The sequence below is a fragment of the Kribbella sp. VKM Ac-2568 genome, from assembly GCF_004345365.1.
Lineage (GTDB): Bacteria > Actinomycetota > Actinomycetes > Propionibacteriales > Kribbellaceae > Kribbella > Kribbella orskensis.
Map to the genome: position 1 here is coordinate 182,396 of NZ_SLVF01000003.1, position 15,477 is coordinate 197,872.

21 protein-coding genes are annotated in these 15,477 nt (G+C 68.4%); 8 read left to right on the plus strand and 13 right to left on the minus strand.

The features are described from left to right. Nucleotides 1-39: 39 nt before the first annotated feature. Nucleotides 40-213 carry a hypothetical protein gene (locus EV648_RS08260; protein ID WP_241994967.1) on the minus strand — a complete coding sequence of 58 codons (174 nt, stop codon included), beginning with the start codon at nt 211-213 and terminating at the stop codon, nt 40-42. A 374-nt stretch (nt 214-587) separates the two neighbouring features. Between EV648_RS08260 and EV648_RS08265 the strand changes: the two genes are divergently transcribed. Then, nucleotides 588-779, plus strand: a complete 192-nt coding sequence (locus EV648_RS08265) for a hypothetical protein (RefSeq protein ID WP_132287204.1) — start codon at nt 588-590, stop codon at nt 777-779. Between the two features lie 50 nt (nt 780-829). On the opposite strand, the gene EV648_RS08270 is transcribed toward EV648_RS08265, so the two are convergent. Then, entirely contained in the window at nt 830-1,201 is a 372-nt protein-coding gene (locus tag EV648_RS08270; RefSeq protein WP_132189341.1) for a glyoxalase superfamily protein, read from the minus strand. 193 nt (nt 1,202-1,394) lie between these two features. Here EV648_RS08270 and EV648_RS08275 point away from each other — a divergent pair, with 193 nt between their 5' ends. Genes EV648_RS08275 through EV648_RS08280 form a run of 3 tightly spaced genes read left to right on the plus strand, consistent with a single transcriptional unit; the run spans nt 1,395 to nt 2,001 of the window. Next, nucleotides 1,395-1,571 carry a phage holin family protein gene (locus EV648_RS08275; protein ID WP_132287207.1) on the plus strand — a complete coding sequence of 59 codons (177 nt, stop codon included), beginning with the start codon at nt 1,395-1,397 and terminating at the stop codon, nt 1,569-1,571. Then, nucleotides 1,568-1,726, plus strand: a complete 159-nt coding sequence (locus tag EV648_RS42500) for a hypothetical protein (protein ID WP_158293938.1) — start codon at nt 1,568-1,570, stop codon at nt 1,724-1,726. The genes EV648_RS08275 and EV648_RS42500 overlap by 4 nt, the downstream gene beginning before the upstream one ends. After that, nucleotides 1,723-2,001, plus strand: coding sequence for a DUF4235 domain-containing protein (locus tag EV648_RS08280; RefSeq protein WP_132287210.1), 279 nt, complete (start codon nt 1,723-1,725; stop codon nt 1,999-2,001). Before EV648_RS42500 ends, EV648_RS08280 begins: the two co-directional genes overlap by 4 nt. Nucleotides 2,002-2,191: 190 nt before the next feature. Here the strand turns inward: EV648_RS08280 and EV648_RS08285 are convergent, their stop codons facing one another. After that, a complete protein-coding gene (locus EV648_RS08285) occupies nt 2,192-3,013 on the minus strand; it encodes a trans-aconitate 2-methyltransferase (protein WP_132287214.1) in 822 nt (273 codons plus the stop codon). 102 nt (nt 3,014-3,115) lie between these two features. Between EV648_RS08285 and EV648_RS08290 the strand changes: the two genes are divergently transcribed. From EV648_RS08290 to EV648_RS08300, 3 genes are all read left to right on the plus strand, one after another. Beyond that, nucleotides 3,116-3,988, plus strand: a complete 873-nt coding sequence (locus EV648_RS08290) for a LysR family transcriptional regulator (protein WP_132287217.1) — start codon at nt 3,116-3,118, stop codon at nt 3,986-3,988. 267 nt (nt 3,989-4,255) lie between these two features. After that, nucleotides 4,256-5,083 (plus strand): SigB/SigF/SigG family RNA polymerase sigma factor, encoded by an 828-nt coding sequence (locus tag EV648_RS08295; protein ID WP_132287220.1) that lies wholly within the window; start codon nt 4,256-4,258, stop codon nt 5,081-5,083. A gap of 93 nt (nt 5,084-5,176) precedes the next feature. Further along, nucleotides 5,177-5,683 carry a DNA polymerase ligase N-terminal domain-containing protein gene (locus tag EV648_RS08300; protein ID WP_132287223.1) on the plus strand — a complete coding sequence of 169 codons (507 nt, stop codon included), beginning with the start codon at nt 5,177-5,179 and terminating at the stop codon, nt 5,681-5,683. A 4-nt stretch (nt 5,684-5,687) separates the two neighbouring features. Here the strand turns inward: EV648_RS08300 and EV648_RS08305 are convergent, their stop codons facing one another. From EV648_RS08305 to EV648_RS08350, 10 genes are all read right to left on the minus strand, one after another. Next, nucleotides 5,688-5,996 carry an AzlD domain-containing protein gene (locus EV648_RS08305; protein ID WP_132287226.1) on the minus strand — a complete coding sequence of 103 codons (309 nt, stop codon included), beginning with the start codon at nt 5,994-5,996 and terminating at the stop codon, nt 5,688-5,690. Continuing rightward, a complete protein-coding gene (locus EV648_RS08310) occupies nt 5,993-6,709 on the minus strand; it encodes an AzlC family ABC transporter permease (protein ID WP_132287229.1) in 717 nt (238 codons plus the stop codon). Before EV648_RS08310 ends, EV648_RS08305 begins: the two co-directional genes overlap by 4 nt. Beyond that, nucleotides 6,706-7,248 carry a CGNR zinc finger domain-containing protein gene (locus EV648_RS08315; protein WP_132287232.1) on the minus strand — a complete coding sequence of 181 codons (543 nt, stop codon included), beginning with the start codon at nt 7,246-7,248 and terminating at the stop codon, nt 6,706-6,708. Before EV648_RS08315 ends, EV648_RS08310 begins: the two co-directional genes overlap by 4 nt. 77 nt (nt 7,249-7,325) lie before the next feature. Next, nucleotides 7,326-7,970, minus strand: a complete 645-nt coding sequence (locus EV648_RS08320; protein WP_132287235.1) for a nitroreductase family protein — start codon at nt 7,968-7,970, stop codon at nt 7,326-7,328. A 39-nt stretch (nt 7,971-8,009) separates the two neighbouring features. After that, nucleotides 8,010-8,981, minus strand: coding sequence for a penicillin-insensitive murein endopeptidase (locus tag EV648_RS08325; RefSeq protein ID WP_241994968.1), 972 nt, complete (start codon nt 8,979-8,981; stop codon nt 8,010-8,012). Nucleotides 8,982-9,096: 115 nt separating this feature from the next. Continuing rightward, nucleotides 9,097-10,608, minus strand: coding sequence for a carboxylesterase/lipase family protein (locus EV648_RS08330; protein ID WP_132287241.1), 1,512 nt, complete (start codon nt 10,606-10,608; stop codon nt 9,097-9,099). 264 nt (nt 10,609-10,872) lie between these two features. After that, nucleotides 10,873-11,493 (minus strand): L-threonylcarbamoyladenylate synthase, encoded by a 621-nt coding sequence (locus EV648_RS08335; RefSeq protein WP_132287244.1) that lies wholly within the window; start codon nt 11,491-11,493, stop codon nt 10,873-10,875. Between the two features lie 89 nt (nt 11,494-11,582). After that, nucleotides 11,583-12,974, minus strand: coding sequence for a S41 family peptidase (locus EV648_RS08340; protein ID WP_132287247.1), 1,392 nt, complete (start codon nt 12,972-12,974; stop codon nt 11,583-11,585). A gap of 71 nt (nt 12,975-13,045) precedes the next feature. Next, a complete protein-coding gene (locus EV648_RS08345) occupies nt 13,046-13,555 on the minus strand; it encodes a class F sortase (protein WP_241994969.1) in 510 nt (169 codons plus the stop codon). 119 nt (nt 13,556-13,674) lie between these two features. After that, complete coding sequence (locus EV648_RS08350) at nt 13,675-14,487, minus strand: DUF4397 domain-containing protein (RefSeq protein ID WP_241994970.1); 813 nt, start codon at nt 14,485-14,487, stop codon at nt 13,675-13,677. 223 nt (nt 14,488-14,710) lie between these two features. Here EV648_RS08350 and EV648_RS08355 point away from each other — a divergent pair, with 223 nt between their 5' ends. Continuing rightward, entirely contained in the window at nt 14,711-15,430 is a 720-nt protein-coding gene (locus EV648_RS08355; protein ID WP_132287253.1) for a hypothetical protein, read from the plus strand. The last annotated feature ends 47 nt before the right edge of the window (nt 15,431-15,477 follow it).

Genomic DNA, 15,477 nt, shown 5'->3' on the forward strand with positions numbered 1-15,477 from the left:
AAAGCACACCACCACATGCGCGGGGTGCGTGCGCGGGTGTCAGGGGGTGCGGACGGACTGCTGGTCTACCCAGACGAGGTGGCCGTGGTGGCTGACGAGGACCTCGCCGCTGCGGCGGGCGAGGGCTTGACCGGCGATCCAGCGGCCGCCGATGTGGACCTGGACGGCTTCCGGCCGCGTCGTGTCCGGCCGCGGGGAAGTGGCAACAGGCATGGCACCAGCATTCTGAGCAGGGGCGGCAACGGATTTGCGACGTCGTGCAGCGGGTTTGGTGTGGTGATGCAGATCGGCCATAGTCGTCCTCGGCAGAAACCGCAGTCGTCGGCGCATCCAACGCCGGCTGGCTGCTCAACCAAAGGCCACCCTACAACCGGTGACCAGTGCTGACCCAGCGGTATCTCGAACTGTCCGATCCTCGGAAGCGGATCCCGGCTGGAGCCCCCTGTCTTCACCCCTTGAACGACAACGGTTAACCCCAGACCCCTTGCAGACATGGCGGTTCGGGCTTGGCGGTTCGAGGTCTGATCGGCGGGTACCGGGGCGGCGACGGTCCGTGAGAGCGCGGATCGACGGTGAAGGAGGCAGTGATGAGCACCAATCCGATTCCGCCGGTGTCGCCGATGGGTCCGGGCAGCGATCCGGAGAACCCTGATCTGGTCGATCCCGGCCTCGGCAACCCCGATATCGGTACCCGGCCGGGCGACGACAGCCCGCTGACCGTGCCCGAACCGGAGCCCGACGCCGACGAGGACCCGAACGAGCAGCTTCCTCGCGAGTGACCTACCGATCGAATCCTCAACCGGACAACAACTTTCGAACCTGTCTGAATTCAGTTGTAGACGGGGACCTGCTGGAGGGCCCAGCCGTTGCCGTCGGGGTCTTCGAAGAAGACGAAGCTGCCCCAGGGCATCTCCTGGACCTCGGTGACCTCGACGCCACGCCCGACCAGCTCCGCGCGGGCGGCCGCCACGTCGGCCACCACGATCTGCAGACCGCGAACGGAGCCCGGCTCCGCCTGCGGCATACCGGTGCCGATGGCAATCGAACAGGCCGAGCCCGGCGGGGTCAGCTGGACGAACCGGAGTTCGTCGGTGACCTTGTGGTCGTGGTCGGCGTTGAAGCCGATCTTCTCGGTGTAGAACGCCTTCGCCCGGTCCACGTCCGACACCGGCACCGACACCAGCTCGAGCTTCCAGTCCATAGTTCCCCTCCAGGAGTTCGCCTCCCCGCAACCTAACCCGCCACAGTGCCACCAGAAGCCAACGCCCACCACCCCCCAGAAGCCACTGCGAATCCACCTGCGGGTACCGGTGGAACCTGTGCGGTTGCTTGGCGTGACGGTCCGTGGGTACCGGGGCGGCATCGCAGTGAACAGCCGGCATCCGGGAGACACCATGACGACGCATCCACGGGCCGTCCGGGAGGACGGTCACCAGGCCGGACAGGACGAGCACATCGGCGCCCTGGTGGCCCAGCTCAGCACTGACGTGAGCCGGTTGGTTCGTGACGAGCTCCAACTGGCCAAGGCCGAGCTGAAGGGCCATCAGCCGGAAGGGAAGGTCAGAGCATGACCACCACGCAGACGAATACCAAGCTGAGCGAGACCGAGGCGTTGCGCGAAGACCTGGAACTCACCCGGCAGCACCCGAAGGCCGCAGCGGCCGTCGGAGGGGTCGCGACACTCGCCGTCGGCGCGACGGCTTGGATCATGGGACGGAGCAAATGAGTAGCAACAAAGCAGTGAAACTCGCCTACCGCCCGTTCGGCCTGATCTCCGGCATCGCCGGCGGCCTGGTCGCGGGCGCGATCTTCAAGCAGGTCTGGCGCCGGATCAGCGACAAGGACGACGCCCCCGACGCGCTGCAGTCCGAGTATCCCTGGCGCGAGCTCCTGCTCGCCGCCGCACTCCAAGGAGCCGTGTACGCCGTCGTCAAGGCAGCGATCGACCGCGGCGGCGCCGTGGCCTTTGAACGCTGGACCGGCGAATGGCCGGGCAGCTGACGCCCACAGAACCACAGCAACACCCCTAGGCTGATCCCCGGCCCCTCCACCCCCCTTAGGCCGGGGATCAGTCCGTCCGGGCGCATGAAACGGCACTTCAGGGGCACTTGAAGGGTGCAAGTACTGGTTGCCCAAGGCCCCGGCGTTGAGCAGACTGCGCCGGGGTCGCACCGGTATCAGGCCGGGCGGCTCAAGGGGTGACATCAGGTCTGCGGGTCTCGTCGAGCAGGTCGTCCACCATCGCCTGAGCACTCAGCCCGCGCAGCGCGATCAGCAGCGCGTCGTTTCCGCGCCGCCAGACCACCCCGGCTCGTTCGAAGCCGGATCGCCGCAGCAGGGCGAGGTGCCACTCCTCCGGTTCGAGCAGATCGCCAGACCAATGCGCGAACACCTCGCGCCTCACCTCCCACCAACCCTCGTACCGCGGATCGGCGTAGGCGCGTTCGTACCACTCGTCACAGCTCTCCACCCCGGTCCCGAAGGTCTCCCGCAGGAAGTCCGCGTGCAACCCGTCCGCCGCGTCCCGCAGTACGGGATCGGCCAGCGGCAGGTGGTCCGCGTTGGCGAACAACCCGCCGGGCCGGAGTAACCGCGCGACGCCGGCATAGACCCCGGACAGCGCGCACGGCGGCAACCAGTGCATCGCCGTCGCAGTCAGTACTGCGTCGAACTCCCCGCCGAGGTCCTTCCACCACTCGGCCTCGGCGAGTTGCCGCGTCACCACCTCGACCCGCGCATCCCCCGCGAAGACGTCGCGAGCGAGTTCCAGCAGCAGCGGATCGATGTCAAGGGCAACTACCTCGGCCGAGGGGAACCGGTCGAGCACCCGGCGGCTGATCGACCCCGGACCACAGGCCAGGTCGAGAACCCGCAAGCGCGAAGCAGTCACAGCGGATTCACTCAAACGCTCGATGTAATCCAGCATCAGCGCGAAGCGGAGCTCGCGGTCAGGCGCGTGAACACTCTGCTGCTGCTCCCAGCTGGACCGCAGCTCCCCAGGCGATGTCGTCATAGGAATCACGTTCCGTGCGCTCAGGCCTCGACGTCCAAGACAGAGTCGCACTACGGTCACAACTTCTGGTTATCACCGCAGGTGGGGAAGGTCCTGAAAGGCATGGACGTCGATTTACGGTTGGTGCGGTACTTCCTGGTGATGGCGGAGGAACTGCACTTCACCGCGGCAGCGCGCAGGCTCTACGTGTCACAGCCGGCGCTCAGCAACCAGATCCGTCGGCTGGAGGCGCAGCTCGGAGCCCAGCTCTTCAACCGGTCACCGCGCGGCGTGACTCTGACCGCGGCAGGCGACGCTTTCCTGCCGCACGCCCAGGGCGCGCTCGCCGCGATCAGGTCGGGTGTCGCCGAGGCAACCGCCGCGGCCGGTCGGGACCAGGTGCTCCGCATCGACGTCCTGCACACGGATCTGGTCACGCCGCGCGCGGTGCTCGCCCGGCTCCGGGAACGGCTGCCCGGGTTCCGCCTCGAGGTCAGCAGCCGCGGCAGCCGCGATCAGGAGAAGCGCCTGCTCACCGGCGAGCTCGACCTCGCCCTGTGCGGCTCCACGGCCGCCTGCCCGGACGGCGTCATGCAGCGGGTCATCCGCCGCGAGGCTCTGGGAGTCGCGCTGCCGAGGAACCACCCGCTCGCGACGTCGGACGCGGTCGCAGTACGGGAGTTGACGAACGAGACGCACTATCTCCCGCGCGACGACTTCGCTCCCGAGTGGAACGAGTTCATCCTGGCTTGCTGCCGTACTGCGGGATTCGCGCCGCGGCGGCACCCCGCGAGCACGGACGGGACGAGCTCCGCGCTGGAGCTCGTGCGAGCCGGCGAGTGCGTCGCGCTCGGGTTGCTTTCCACGCCATTCCCCGACGGGGTCGTGGTCAAACCTCTCGCGGCCGGCGTCCCGCCGTACGGGTGGTCGCTGCGCTGGCGTGACTCTTCGCGCGTTCCGGCCGCGGCCCTGGCCGCGCTCCGGTCGCTCGACTAGCTCCACTCTCCGTCACCAGGACACGGGCCTTCAAGCTTGCTTCTGTCAGGTGACGGACAGTGGCGACGCCGGATACCGGACTGCGCCTGGCGGGCGGGTTTCGTCAACCAAGGCGGTGTTTCCGGCGCGTCTTGACCCTGCGAGTTAGTCTCGTTCGGAGGTCGGATGCATAACTTCCCAATCCATGGGGTAGGAATGACCTCACAGATATTGACCGCGGTCCAGACATGTGCCGCGCCGTGACTAACAGTCGCGAGGTCAAGAATCATGGTTACCGTACTTGCACGCACCACCGTCGACGAGCAGACTGCAGCAACCGATCCGAAGCAGCGCCGCGACCACGCCACCCGCTCCCTTCTCGAGCGGCGAGCCGGCAGCACAGACGAAACACTCCGGCAGTCTCTGCTGGAGCAGGCGATCGAGCTCAACCTCGGCATCGCCCACAGCATCGCGAGCCGGTTCCGCGGCCGCGGTGTCGAAGCCGACGACCTTGACCAGGTCGCCTACCTCGGGTTGCTCAAAGCGGCCCGGAGCTACCGCCCCGACACGGAGACGCCGTTCCTGGCGTACGCCGTACCGACCATCCGCGGCGAGGTGAAACGGTACTTCCGCGACTGCTCGTGGACCGTTCGCATCCCGCGCAGACTGCAGGAACTGCAGGGTTCGATCGCCTCCGTGCGGCCGCAACTCGTGCAGGATCTGCAGCGCGATCCCACCCTCGAGGAGCTCGCCGCGGAGCTCGGCACCACCGCGTCCGAGGTCGAGGCCGCGATCGCGGCGGACGGCTGCTTCTCCGTGCTGTCGCTGGACCGTCCCGTCGACGGTGAGTCGACCGCCAGCCTGGCCGACACGATCGCGGACGAGGAGGACAGCGCGTTCGAGCAGACCGAGGCGGTCGCCGTGCTCGAGCCGGTGCTGAACGAGCTCGCCCCGCGCGAACGCAGGATCCTCGAACTGCGCTTCGTCGAGGGTCACACCCAGGCCGACATCGGCGCCGAGATCGGCGTCAGCCAGATGCAGGTCTCCCGCCTGCTGCGCGGCATTCTCGACCGCCTGCGCGACCAGATCGAGCCCCCCGCCGCTGCCGCGGCCTGATCCCCTCCCGATCAGCCCGGTAGCGCCCTCCCCCGCGGTGGTCCGCCGTAAGCTTGACTCAGCGGACCACCAGCGGAGGAGCAGGCACACTAGATGCCAACGGCACCGATCTTTGTGGTCCAGCTGCACGACGCGCGCAGGCTGCACTACGACGTCCGGCTCGAGGTGGACGGCGTGCTGAAGTCGTGGGCGGTGCCGCGCGGGCCGTCGCTGGACCCGACCGTCAAGAGACTGGCGGTCCCGACCGGCGACCACTCGATCGAGTACGCCGAGTACGAGGGCGTCATCGCCGGCAGCGTGTACGGCAGTGGCGCGGTGATCGTCTGGGACGCCGGCGTCTACCAGAACCAGACCAGCGACAAGCGGGGCAAGCCGGTGTCTCCGGCCGACGCGATCGAGGGCGGCCATTTCCGGTTCCGGTTGCAGGGCGTCAAGCTGAGTGGCTCCTGGGCCTTCACCCGCACCGGACGTGACGGCGACTGGCTGCTGGTGAAGGTCCGCGACGACGCCGCGAATCCCTCGCTCGACCTCACCAGCGCCGAACCACAGTCGATCCTCAGCGGCCTCACCATCGAGGAGATGGCTGCCACGAAGGACTGATCGGTCAGGCCAGGCCGAGCCGGATCAGGGCTGTCACCGCGATGCCGCCCGCGACCGCGAGCAGCATCGGCACCTTGACCAGGAACAGACCTCCCGCAGTACCGACTCCAACCAACTGGGTCCAGTCGAGTTCACTCCAGCCCTCACCCCCGAGCTCGGTGACGATCAGCCCTGCCAGCAGCACCGGCGCCGTCAACGCGGTCATCCTGATCGCCGTCGGCGGCAACTTGCGCTTGCCGATCACCAGCGGCGCACTCGCCTTCATCAACCAGCTGATCACCGTCACGGCCAGCACCGAGAGCCACAATTTCATGCCGTCTCACCATCCTCCGGGAGTACGCCGAGCAGCGCGGCGGCGGTTGCTCCGAGCAGCGCATAGCCAGGGCTGGTCACGAAGAGCAGAGCCCCAGCGATGGCTCCGCCGAGCAAACCTGCGACGAGTGCGCGCCTGGACCGCCTGAGCTCGTCCAGCGCCAGCAGCAGGAAGAACGCCGGGAACGCGACGTCGATCCCCAACTTGTGCATGAGGTCCGGCGAGGGCGAGGTCAGGGCGCCGATCGCGGTACCGCTCACCCAGAGCAGCCACTGCGGCACGCTCGCACCGATCAGCCGAGCCACGTCGAAGCCACCATCGTTGCGGTGGGCAACGACAAACGAGGCGTCCACTAGGGCCTGCGCCTGCAGCGCCCGGGAGAACCGACTGCCCTGCAGGCTGTTGTTGAGCGCCACGCTCATCACCAGGTACCGGGCGTTGATCAGCGTCGCGGACGTGATCGCGGCCAGGGCGGAGCCAGTGGCCAGCGTCGTCAGCAGGGTGAACTGGGCCGACCCGGAGAACGCGAACATCGAGAAGAGCACCGGCAGCGCGAATCCCCAGCCCCGCGCCTGTGCCTCGGCTCCGAAGCTGAGAGCGAGCACGAAGGCAGCACTGCCGGGGCCGATGCCCAGCCGCATCCCGTCGATGAACTCCGCTCTCCGGTCGCCGGAGGCGGCTCCGCCGAACATGCTGGACACCGCCCGGCTCATGACTGCACCGCGCGGACTCGCTGGTAGTGGCGCTTGGCTCTGGCCCGGTTGCCGCAATCCCGCGAACTGCACCAGCGCCGCGAGCCGTTCTTGCTGCGATCCATGAACAGCCAGCCACAGTCGTCGTCCTGGCATTCACGGAGCCGGCTGAGATCCTCATGCTCCAGCAATCTCGCCGCTGACAGCGCCAGCGTCGCGGGCAGGTCGTCCGTCGTCCAATCGAGAGGCCGAACCCCCGTCGGCTTCGCCCGGGACAACGCATCAACCAGCAACTCTTGCAAGGCCTCCAGCTCGACCTCTGCGGGCGCCTCGCCCCGCGCCAATGGGAGAGCCACCAGGTACGCCGTCTCGCGCACCCTGGTGACGTCTTCCAGCTTCGTGTACCTGGGCGCGCTCAGCCCGACCGCCGCACACCAGTCGTCCAAGGCTGCCGGGGTGGACAGCCGGTCGATCCACCGGGAGTCGTCGAGCCGCCACGAGACCGTGTTCAGCAGGTCCAGCAGCAGCTGTCCGCCGATCAGTTCGGGCAGGTAGCCCATTGGGCATCACCTCACCCCTAACAAGCTAAAGCTGTTTTGCTCGTTAGGCAATGCCGGGCGCGCCTGAATCCCGCGACTCACCAACCGTCGAGGTGAAGGACCTCGTCGACGGACTGGCGCGCGGCCGGCTTGAAGGTGTCGCCGGTGTAGTACGCGGTCGGGATCAGCACGGACTGCCGGATGTGCTCCGGCAACCCGAGCAACTCCGAGATCTCCTGCTCATAGGTCAGGTGCAGCGTGGTCCAGGCCGTGCCCAGGCCGCGCGCCCGCGCCGCGAGGCAGTAACTCCACGCGGACGGGAGGATCGAGCCCCAGGTGCCGGCCTGGTTGACCGCGCCCAGCGACCTCACCTGCAGGCACGGGATGACCAGGACCGGAACCTCGCCCATCCGCTCACCCAGGTACTCGACACTCGACCCCACCCGCTGCTGGACCGGCGCCCGGTCCGGGTCGTCGGCGTACAGGCGGCCGGCCGCACCCGAGGACTTCAGGTACGCCGCGACCGAGCGGCCGTAGTACTCACCGATCGCCGCCCGCTTCTCCGGGTCCGTGATCACCAGCCAGTGCCACGTCTGCCGGTTGCTGCCGGAGGGAGCCTGGAGTGCGATCTCGATGCACTCGCGGATCACCTCCGGCGGCACCGGCCGCTCGAGGTCGAGCCGCTTGCGGACGGTCCTGGTGGTGGTGAGCAGTTCGTCGGGGGTCAGGTCGAGTGTCGTCACCCGGGTAGTCTGTCAGGCCGTTTGCGGCGTTCTCTGTGGTCAGCAGACATACATGCTGTTCGGGTGCACCTTCTCGCAGTACCGGACATGCAGGTGGTTGTCGTGCGCGGGCCACTCGGCGGTCAGGCCCTCGCTGATCAAGGTCGGGTCGTTGAACCAGATGAACTTGACGTGGCCGGGGGCGGCCGCACGGATCGCCTGAACCAGTTGCCGGGTCGCGACCCGGTCGTACGTCGTGGACTGCCAGGTGATCCGGCCGGCGGTGCACTGCGCGTTGTCGGTGCGGATCGGCCAGATGTCGATGTCCATGCCGCTCTCGTGACTGCCGTGACCGGGGATGTCGCCGCCGTGCTCGAACCCGGCGTCGCCGTACCCGACCTTGCCCTGGTTCGTGCTGCCGAAGGAGCGAGTGCCCTGCTCCAGTTGAGCAATGGCGGCAGCGGCGGCCCAGTTGGCGGCGGTCCCGTTGCCGTCCGGGTCCTGGTCGCAGAGGTTCGCGTTGAAGTCCGGGTAGTCGTAGTGCCAGGTGAGGTTGCGCCAGGTGATCGGGCCGACGATGCCGTCCGCGCCGATGCCCGCGTGCGACTGGAACGACACCACCGCGTCGCGGACCGCAGGATTGAAGACGCCGTCGACGGGGAGGGTGAGGCGGCGCTTCGCGTTGAGCTCGACCTGGAGCGCCTTCACGGCCGCGTTGTTGTCGCCGGAGCGGATCGTCGGGACCAGCGCACCCCAGGTCTGCGGACCGACGATGCCGTCCGAGCCGAGGCCCTTGGCGGTCTGGAAGGCCTTCGCGGCGGCCACCGTGGAGGCGCCGAAGACTCCGTCCGCGGCCGTTGACTGGCCGTTGTGCTGCAGCAGGTACTGGATCGCCAGTACGTCGGCGCCGCGGTTTCCGCTGCTCTGGGTCGGGAAGAACGCGTTCGCGTACGCCTGCGCGGTACCGGGGATGAGGCCGGCCAGGAGGATCGCGGCCAGCAGGGCCGGTCCGATGCGTTTGAGGGAGGGCACGGTTGTCTCCATTCGGGGCGGTGAGCGGCTGATCTCCGTGAGTGACTGTCCTCTGCGCGCCACTTTCGGGGAGAAACTTCCTATCCGCAAGGTTTCACCCTCCCGTTCGGGCAATTCACCGGCCGATCAGCGGCACCACGGGAAAGGTGTGGTCCTGCCAGATCAGGCGGGAGGTCTCCTCCGGGTAGGCGGTGACGACCGAGTGGGCATCGAAGATCTGGGTGAGGCGTTTCTCGGTGTCGTAGGCAGGCCAGCCGGGGTCGCCGTGGGCGGCGAACGTTGTCCATGCGGTGCGCATCTCCGCCGACAGCGTTTCTGCTTCGGGGGATGGGCTTTCGCCGATGAGCATGGCGGTCTGGCCGCTGTCCAGGTTGCCGAACACGAGCGGCACGTCGAGGCCATGGCAGGCGCCGAGGACGCCGCCCATGCCCGGGGCCGGCCAGGTCAGCTCGTAGACGTGGACCCGGCCGCCGCCGGCGGTCTGTGCCTGGGCGAGGTGCAAGGAGGGCATGCGGAACAGCCAGTCCGAATGGACCAGTTCGTAGAGTTCGTCAGGGCCCGCGTCCGGAAACGCGTCCCGGTAGCGGCGTTCCCCGTCCGAGCCGGGGGCGAAGACACGCAGGGCGGCGGCCGCCTGCTCCTGCGTCACCTCGCCGAGCAGGCTGCCGAGGGCGGTGAACAGCCGCTGCTCGTCGCGTGTGTGGCCGACCAGCAGGTCGATGTCCCGGTCGGCGCCGTCGGCGACTGCCCGCCATGGGATGACCGGCAGGACGTCACCGTCGACGACCGGGGCGAACAGGATCGACCGGTGCGCCACCTGGCCCCACCGCGGCGCCCGCTCGGTCATCGTGGCGGCGACCGCGTCACCAGCGACGACCAGCAGCGCCGGATCCACCGTGGCCAGCTCCGCCACTGTGGGGCGCAACCCCAGCTCACCGGCGCAGGCAGTGGCGATGTCGGCGGCGAGCTCCGTCGAGAAGAACGTGCCCGGCACACTCTGTGCGATGGCCCGGCGGAACAGCCCGGCCGCCCGCGGCATCGCCAGCAGGGCGGCGATCGAGCCGGCGCCCGCCGACTCGCCGAAGACGGTGACCCGGCCCGGGTCCCCGCCGAAGACCTGGATGTTGTCGTGCACCCACTCAAGCGCGGCGATCTGGTCGAGCAGCCCCCGGTTGGACGGCGCCCCCTCGATCTGCGCGAAGCCTTCGACACCGACGCGGTAGTTGAACGTCACCACGACGACGCCGCCGTCCCGCGCGAGGCGGCGACCGTCAAGTTCGGGACTGCTGGACTTGCCGATCGTGTAGGCGCCGCCGTGGACCCACACCATGACCGGAAGTTTCGCGTCCGGGTCGGGATCGGGCGACCAGACATTGACCGTCAGCCAGTCGTCGCCCGCAGCGCCCCCCGACAGCTCGTCCCTGCCGAACACTTCGGGCTGAGGGGGCGGCGGACCGTACGACACGGCCGCCCGTACCCCGTTCCAGCCTCGTACCGGCCGCGGTGCGGCAAAGCGGAGTTCGCCGACCGGCGCCTCGGCGAACGGGATGCCACGGAACACCGCCACGCCGGCCTCACGCCTGCCACGCAGTACCCCGGCTGCCGTACGGACTTCAGACAGCGTCATGGTTCCCTTCCGGGTTCCGTCTGAGCGGCTACGAGGGCACAGGGACATACTCCTGGCCCAGGGCACCGCCGATTCTTCCGCCGCGACGAGATGCGTGCCAGCCATTTTCATGAGGGTCGGCTCCAGCTGAGCCCACAGCTCGTCCTGCTCGGCTCGCCAGCAGGCATGACGATGCCGTCGGCGCGGATGATGCCGTCGGCAATGATTCTGCTCGCGCTGGACTCGACGGATCCCGCGAGCCGGCCCTGCGCCGGATGGAACTGGCTACTCGAACGGCTTGGGGTCGCCGGCGCCGATCCGGACGATCTCGGGGACGTCGGAGGAGAAGTCGATCACCGTGGTCGGCTCGGTGCCGCAGTCGCCGGAGTCGATCACCGCGTCGATCTGGTGGTCGAGCAGTTCCTTGATCTCCCAGCCCTGCGTCATCGGCTCCTCCTCGTCCGGCATCAGCAGCGTGCTGGACAGCAGCGGCTCGCCGAGCTCCTCGAGCAGCGCCTGGGTGACGACGTGGTCGGGGATCCGGACACCGACCGTTTTCTTCTTCGGGTGCAGCAGCCGGCGCGGCACCTCCTTGGTCGCGGGCAGGATGAACGTGTAGCTGCCCGGCGTGGCCGCCTTGATCGAGCGGAACACCGCGTTGCTGATGTGCACGAACTGCCCGAGCTGCGCGAAGTCCTGGCACACCAGCGTGAAGTGGTGCCGGTCGTCGAGGTGCCGGATGGTCCGGATCCGGTCGATCCCGTCCTTGTTCCCCAACTGCACCCCGAGCGCGAAGCAGGAGTCCGTCGGATACGCGATCAGCCCGTCGTTGCGAATCAGGTCGACAACCTGCCCGATCGCACGCTTCTGCGGATTCTCCGGATGCACATCGAAATACCTCGCCATCCCCCGAGCCTAGTGCCCACTCCACCCACACCCCGGATCGCCCGCGCCCGGCTGCGACAAAGGAGTCGGTGGGATCTTCTCCCGCAGTACTAGCGGTTGTTGAGGAGCTTCAGGGCTGTGGTGAAGGCGGGGTCTTGGTGGTGGGTGATGTCTGCGGGGGTGAAGACGGGGCGGTGGAGGTCGGGCGGGATGCCGGGGCCGTCGTAGGTTTGCCAGGTGCGGGTGCGGAACTCCTCGTTCGGGAGGATGTACTGCCAGCCGTTGGGGAGGGTCCGGACCAGGACGTCGGAGAAGACACCCTGGGTGTTCTCGCCGATGCGGACCGGGCGGGGCGAGCGGTTCATCATCGCCTGGGTGAAGGTTTCGCCGGCGCTCATCTGGGAGCCGCCGGTGAGCATTGCGATCGGACCCGTGTACTTCGTACCGCGTGACGGGTGCACCGTGATCGGCTGCGGGGTGGTGAAGGCGGCCGGGTCGTCCGGGTCGTTGCGGGCGCGCTTGGAGTAGGCGAAGAACGGGCTGTCCGTCAGCCGCGAGGCGAAGTCGAGCGCTAGCTGGTCCGAGCCGCCGCCGTTGATCCGCAGGTCGACGATGAGCCCACGCAACTTCCCGGGACCACTGGTCCGGTCCTTCGTCAGGATCCGGTCGAGCGTCCGGTTCAGCGTGTTCAGCTCGGCGTTGTAGTCCGGGATGTTGCCGAAGCCGAGGAACGCGATCACCCGCAGATAGCCGATCCGCCCCGGCACGTCGGCGTACCCGATCCGGTCGTTCGCGTAGGAGGTGAACTTCACGCCCTTCAACGCGGTCTGCTCGATGTACGGCCGGATCCGCGCCTCGAGTTCCTCGTCCGGCAGCGTGGTCCCCGGGCGGACGCCGGCGAACTGCATCCCCGACGGCGTACGGATCCCCGTGTGCGCGTCACCCAGCGCCTTGATCATCGCCGACAGCAGACCGAACAACGCCTCCTCCGACATGTCCGCCTTCACCAACGGCCGGTACTGCGCGCGTACCGCGTCCCAGTCGATCCCCTTAGCCCGGAAGAACGGGTAGTTCTCGGCGTAGTCGGTCCAGAACTGGTCGAACACCGCGAGCGGACCCGTTGGCCCGGGCACGGTGCATCGGGCAGGCAGTCTCTTCAACGAGTTCAGGCGCTTCTCACCAACGTTCCCCTCGACGTGCAACACCGCACGACCCCGAGTCGGCCGGACGGTGAAGGCCTGCTCGCCTTCAGCGGTGAACCGACTGCCGTCCCGCACGAACTCGCCGGCCGGCGTACAGCTGATCCTGGTGGTCGAGTAGAGCCGGGCCGAACCGTTGTCGATAGCAACGATCGTGCCGTAGCCGTCGGTCTGCCAGATCCCGTCGATCGACGTCGCGGCGGTGGCCGCGAGGGGAGCCGACAGCGGGGCCGCGACGAGACCGACAGCGACCCCGACGGCGAGCAACGACCTGCGTGTGGGGCGGAGGCTGTGAAAGTCCATGCCGACAACTCTCGCCGCGGCGAGCTGCCCCAGACAGGGAGCGACCACCCCACGAGGGGGTGGACCTAGGTCTACCGCGCCAGCCCCATCGGCTCAGCCGACACCACGAGGTTCTGCTCATAACCGCCGCGCGCCCGGTCGTACGCACCGGTGCAGGTGATCAGCACCAGCCGGTGATCACCCGTCTGGTCGAAGGCGCCGCTCTCGGTCGCCAGCGCGTTCTTCGGCACCGACACCACCGAGTTCACCTTGTACGATGCGCTGTGGCCGTCGCCGCGCAGTACGACGACCTCGTCGGCCTTGACCTTCAGGAGCCGGGCGAAATACCCGATCCCGTCGGTCGCGGAGTCGACATGACCCGCCAGCACCACCGAGCCGAACGGGTCGCCGGCCTCCGCGCCGCCGTCCCACCAGCCCACCCGCCGGACACGCTCCGGCACGACCAACTGCCCGTCCACAGTGCTCGCCGGCAGGACCGGCGCATGCGAGCCCCCGGGCAGGACCACCTCGGTCGGGACGAAGCGGATCCGCTGGCTCGCGGCAGGCGTACCGACGCGGCCAGGCAGCACGGACGGCGACACCGACTCCACAGGAGCCGGCGTGCCGCCGTCCGCGCCGGGACTCGGGACTGCTCCGCTGCTCTGCGTGGCACACCCCTCCAGGACCACGCAGAACAGGAGTAGTCCGAGCAAGTACTTCGTCAGCGACGGACCGCCTTCCGGACGGTGACTGTCAACAGCAAACCAAGCGCGACCAGCAGAGCCGCCAGCGGCCACGGCGACTGCGAGTCCTGGCCGTCCATCAGGCCGGCCGCCTGTCCACCGGTCCCGGTGTTCACCATGCCCGGCTTGTCACTGCCGGTAGCGGGCAGTTTGAGCGTCGCCACCGCGACGTTCATGGTTTTCGAGGCCGGTTCGCCGACCGCGTACACCCGGGTCAGCTCGCCGGCCTTGACCGGCAACGGGAGCGGACCGAGAACAACCGGGCTATTCGCACCGGTGGGGACGATCTCGACCTGATAGGTGGCGGCCGGAACCACCACGCTGAGCGATTCCCCGTTGGCCACGTTCGAGAACAGCACCTTGCCGTTCACCTTGATGTCAGCCGGTCCGACCGCGGCCGTGTGAGCCACCCGCAGGGACGCCTTGTCCTTGGGGACGGCAGTCAGTTTGTTGGCGTAGGTGGTGATCACCGGAGCCGCCGTCGGCGATGCCGGGCGGTGGATGACCACGTCGGAGTTGCTGTTGGCACCTACTGTGACCTGCCGCTCGACCAGGACTTTCCCCCCGCCCCGCGCGGTGATCTTGCGACTGCCGGCGGCCAGCTTCAGCGGACCGACGACCGCCGTCGCCTTGACCCCGCCGGCCACGGCCTTGCCGTCGACGAGGATGTCGATCGTCTGTCCGGGCAGCCCCTGGACGAAGTAGACGGAACCGTTGCCCGCGGCATGCGCCGGCACCGTGACCAGGCCGCCGAAGCCGGCGACAGTCACCGCCAGCGCCAGCGAAATCACCCTGCGATAATGCGGACCTCGAATTCTCGAAATCGACGTCCTGATATTCCCCAGAGTCCCATTAACCGTTCGAGATTGGCCGGATACGCTCTGTCCCCGCATTTTCCCCACCCCTTCGGAAATGCCCCCGTAATTGCCTCACAGGGCTAATTCCGGCGTATCGTATGCCCAAGTCGATCCGGCCACCAGAGGAAGTGGCCGGGTCCTTTGGGGGCGATGTCGCATGTCCACAGGAAGACCCCTGGCGGGCACGGTGCTGGCGGCCGTCACGCTGGCACTGGGGCTGGCCGCTTGTTCTCCGGATCTCGCCGGCAGCCCGACCGCGCCCAGTCCCGGTCCGCTGCCCAGTGGAGGCGGTGCCGGACCCGTGGTCGCGCCGCCGACCTCCGAGGGCCCCGGCCTGACCGCGCCCGGCATCCGGCTGTCCGCGGTACCGAAGGGCGACGGGTCTTTCGACGTCACCGAAGAGGTGATGCTGCGCGACGCGACCAGCACCCTGCACCTGCGCCTGCCCCAGACGGGCGAGCGGCTGGTGGGGATGATGACGAAGACCAAACCGGTCGCGAGCAGCCTGCAGGTCACCGCCGACGACGAACTCGTGGCGGTGGACGACCCCAAGGTCACCCAGGCCCGCGACCTGCAACTGGTCGAGCCCGCCACCAAGCTGATACTGACCTACCGGCTCTCCGGCTCGACCGTGCGCAGCATCCCGTCGGAGGCCGGGCGCGCGTCCTCCGCGCTCAGCCCGCTCACCGCCGGGACCGACGGCACCCTGCCGACGAACATCGTGGTGTCCGGCGACGGCCTGCTCAACGTGGTCTGCCCGCAACTGACCGAGACCCGCTGCGCGGTCGGCGAGCCACCCGGCATGGGCGTCCAGCAAGGCCTTCCCGCCGACCGGGCGCTCGCAGTACTGCAACTGAACCTTCCGATGCAGCCATAGCCGGAGCGATCGGCTGGGTCCTCCGGGAGCGGTTGTGGCCCTAGTCT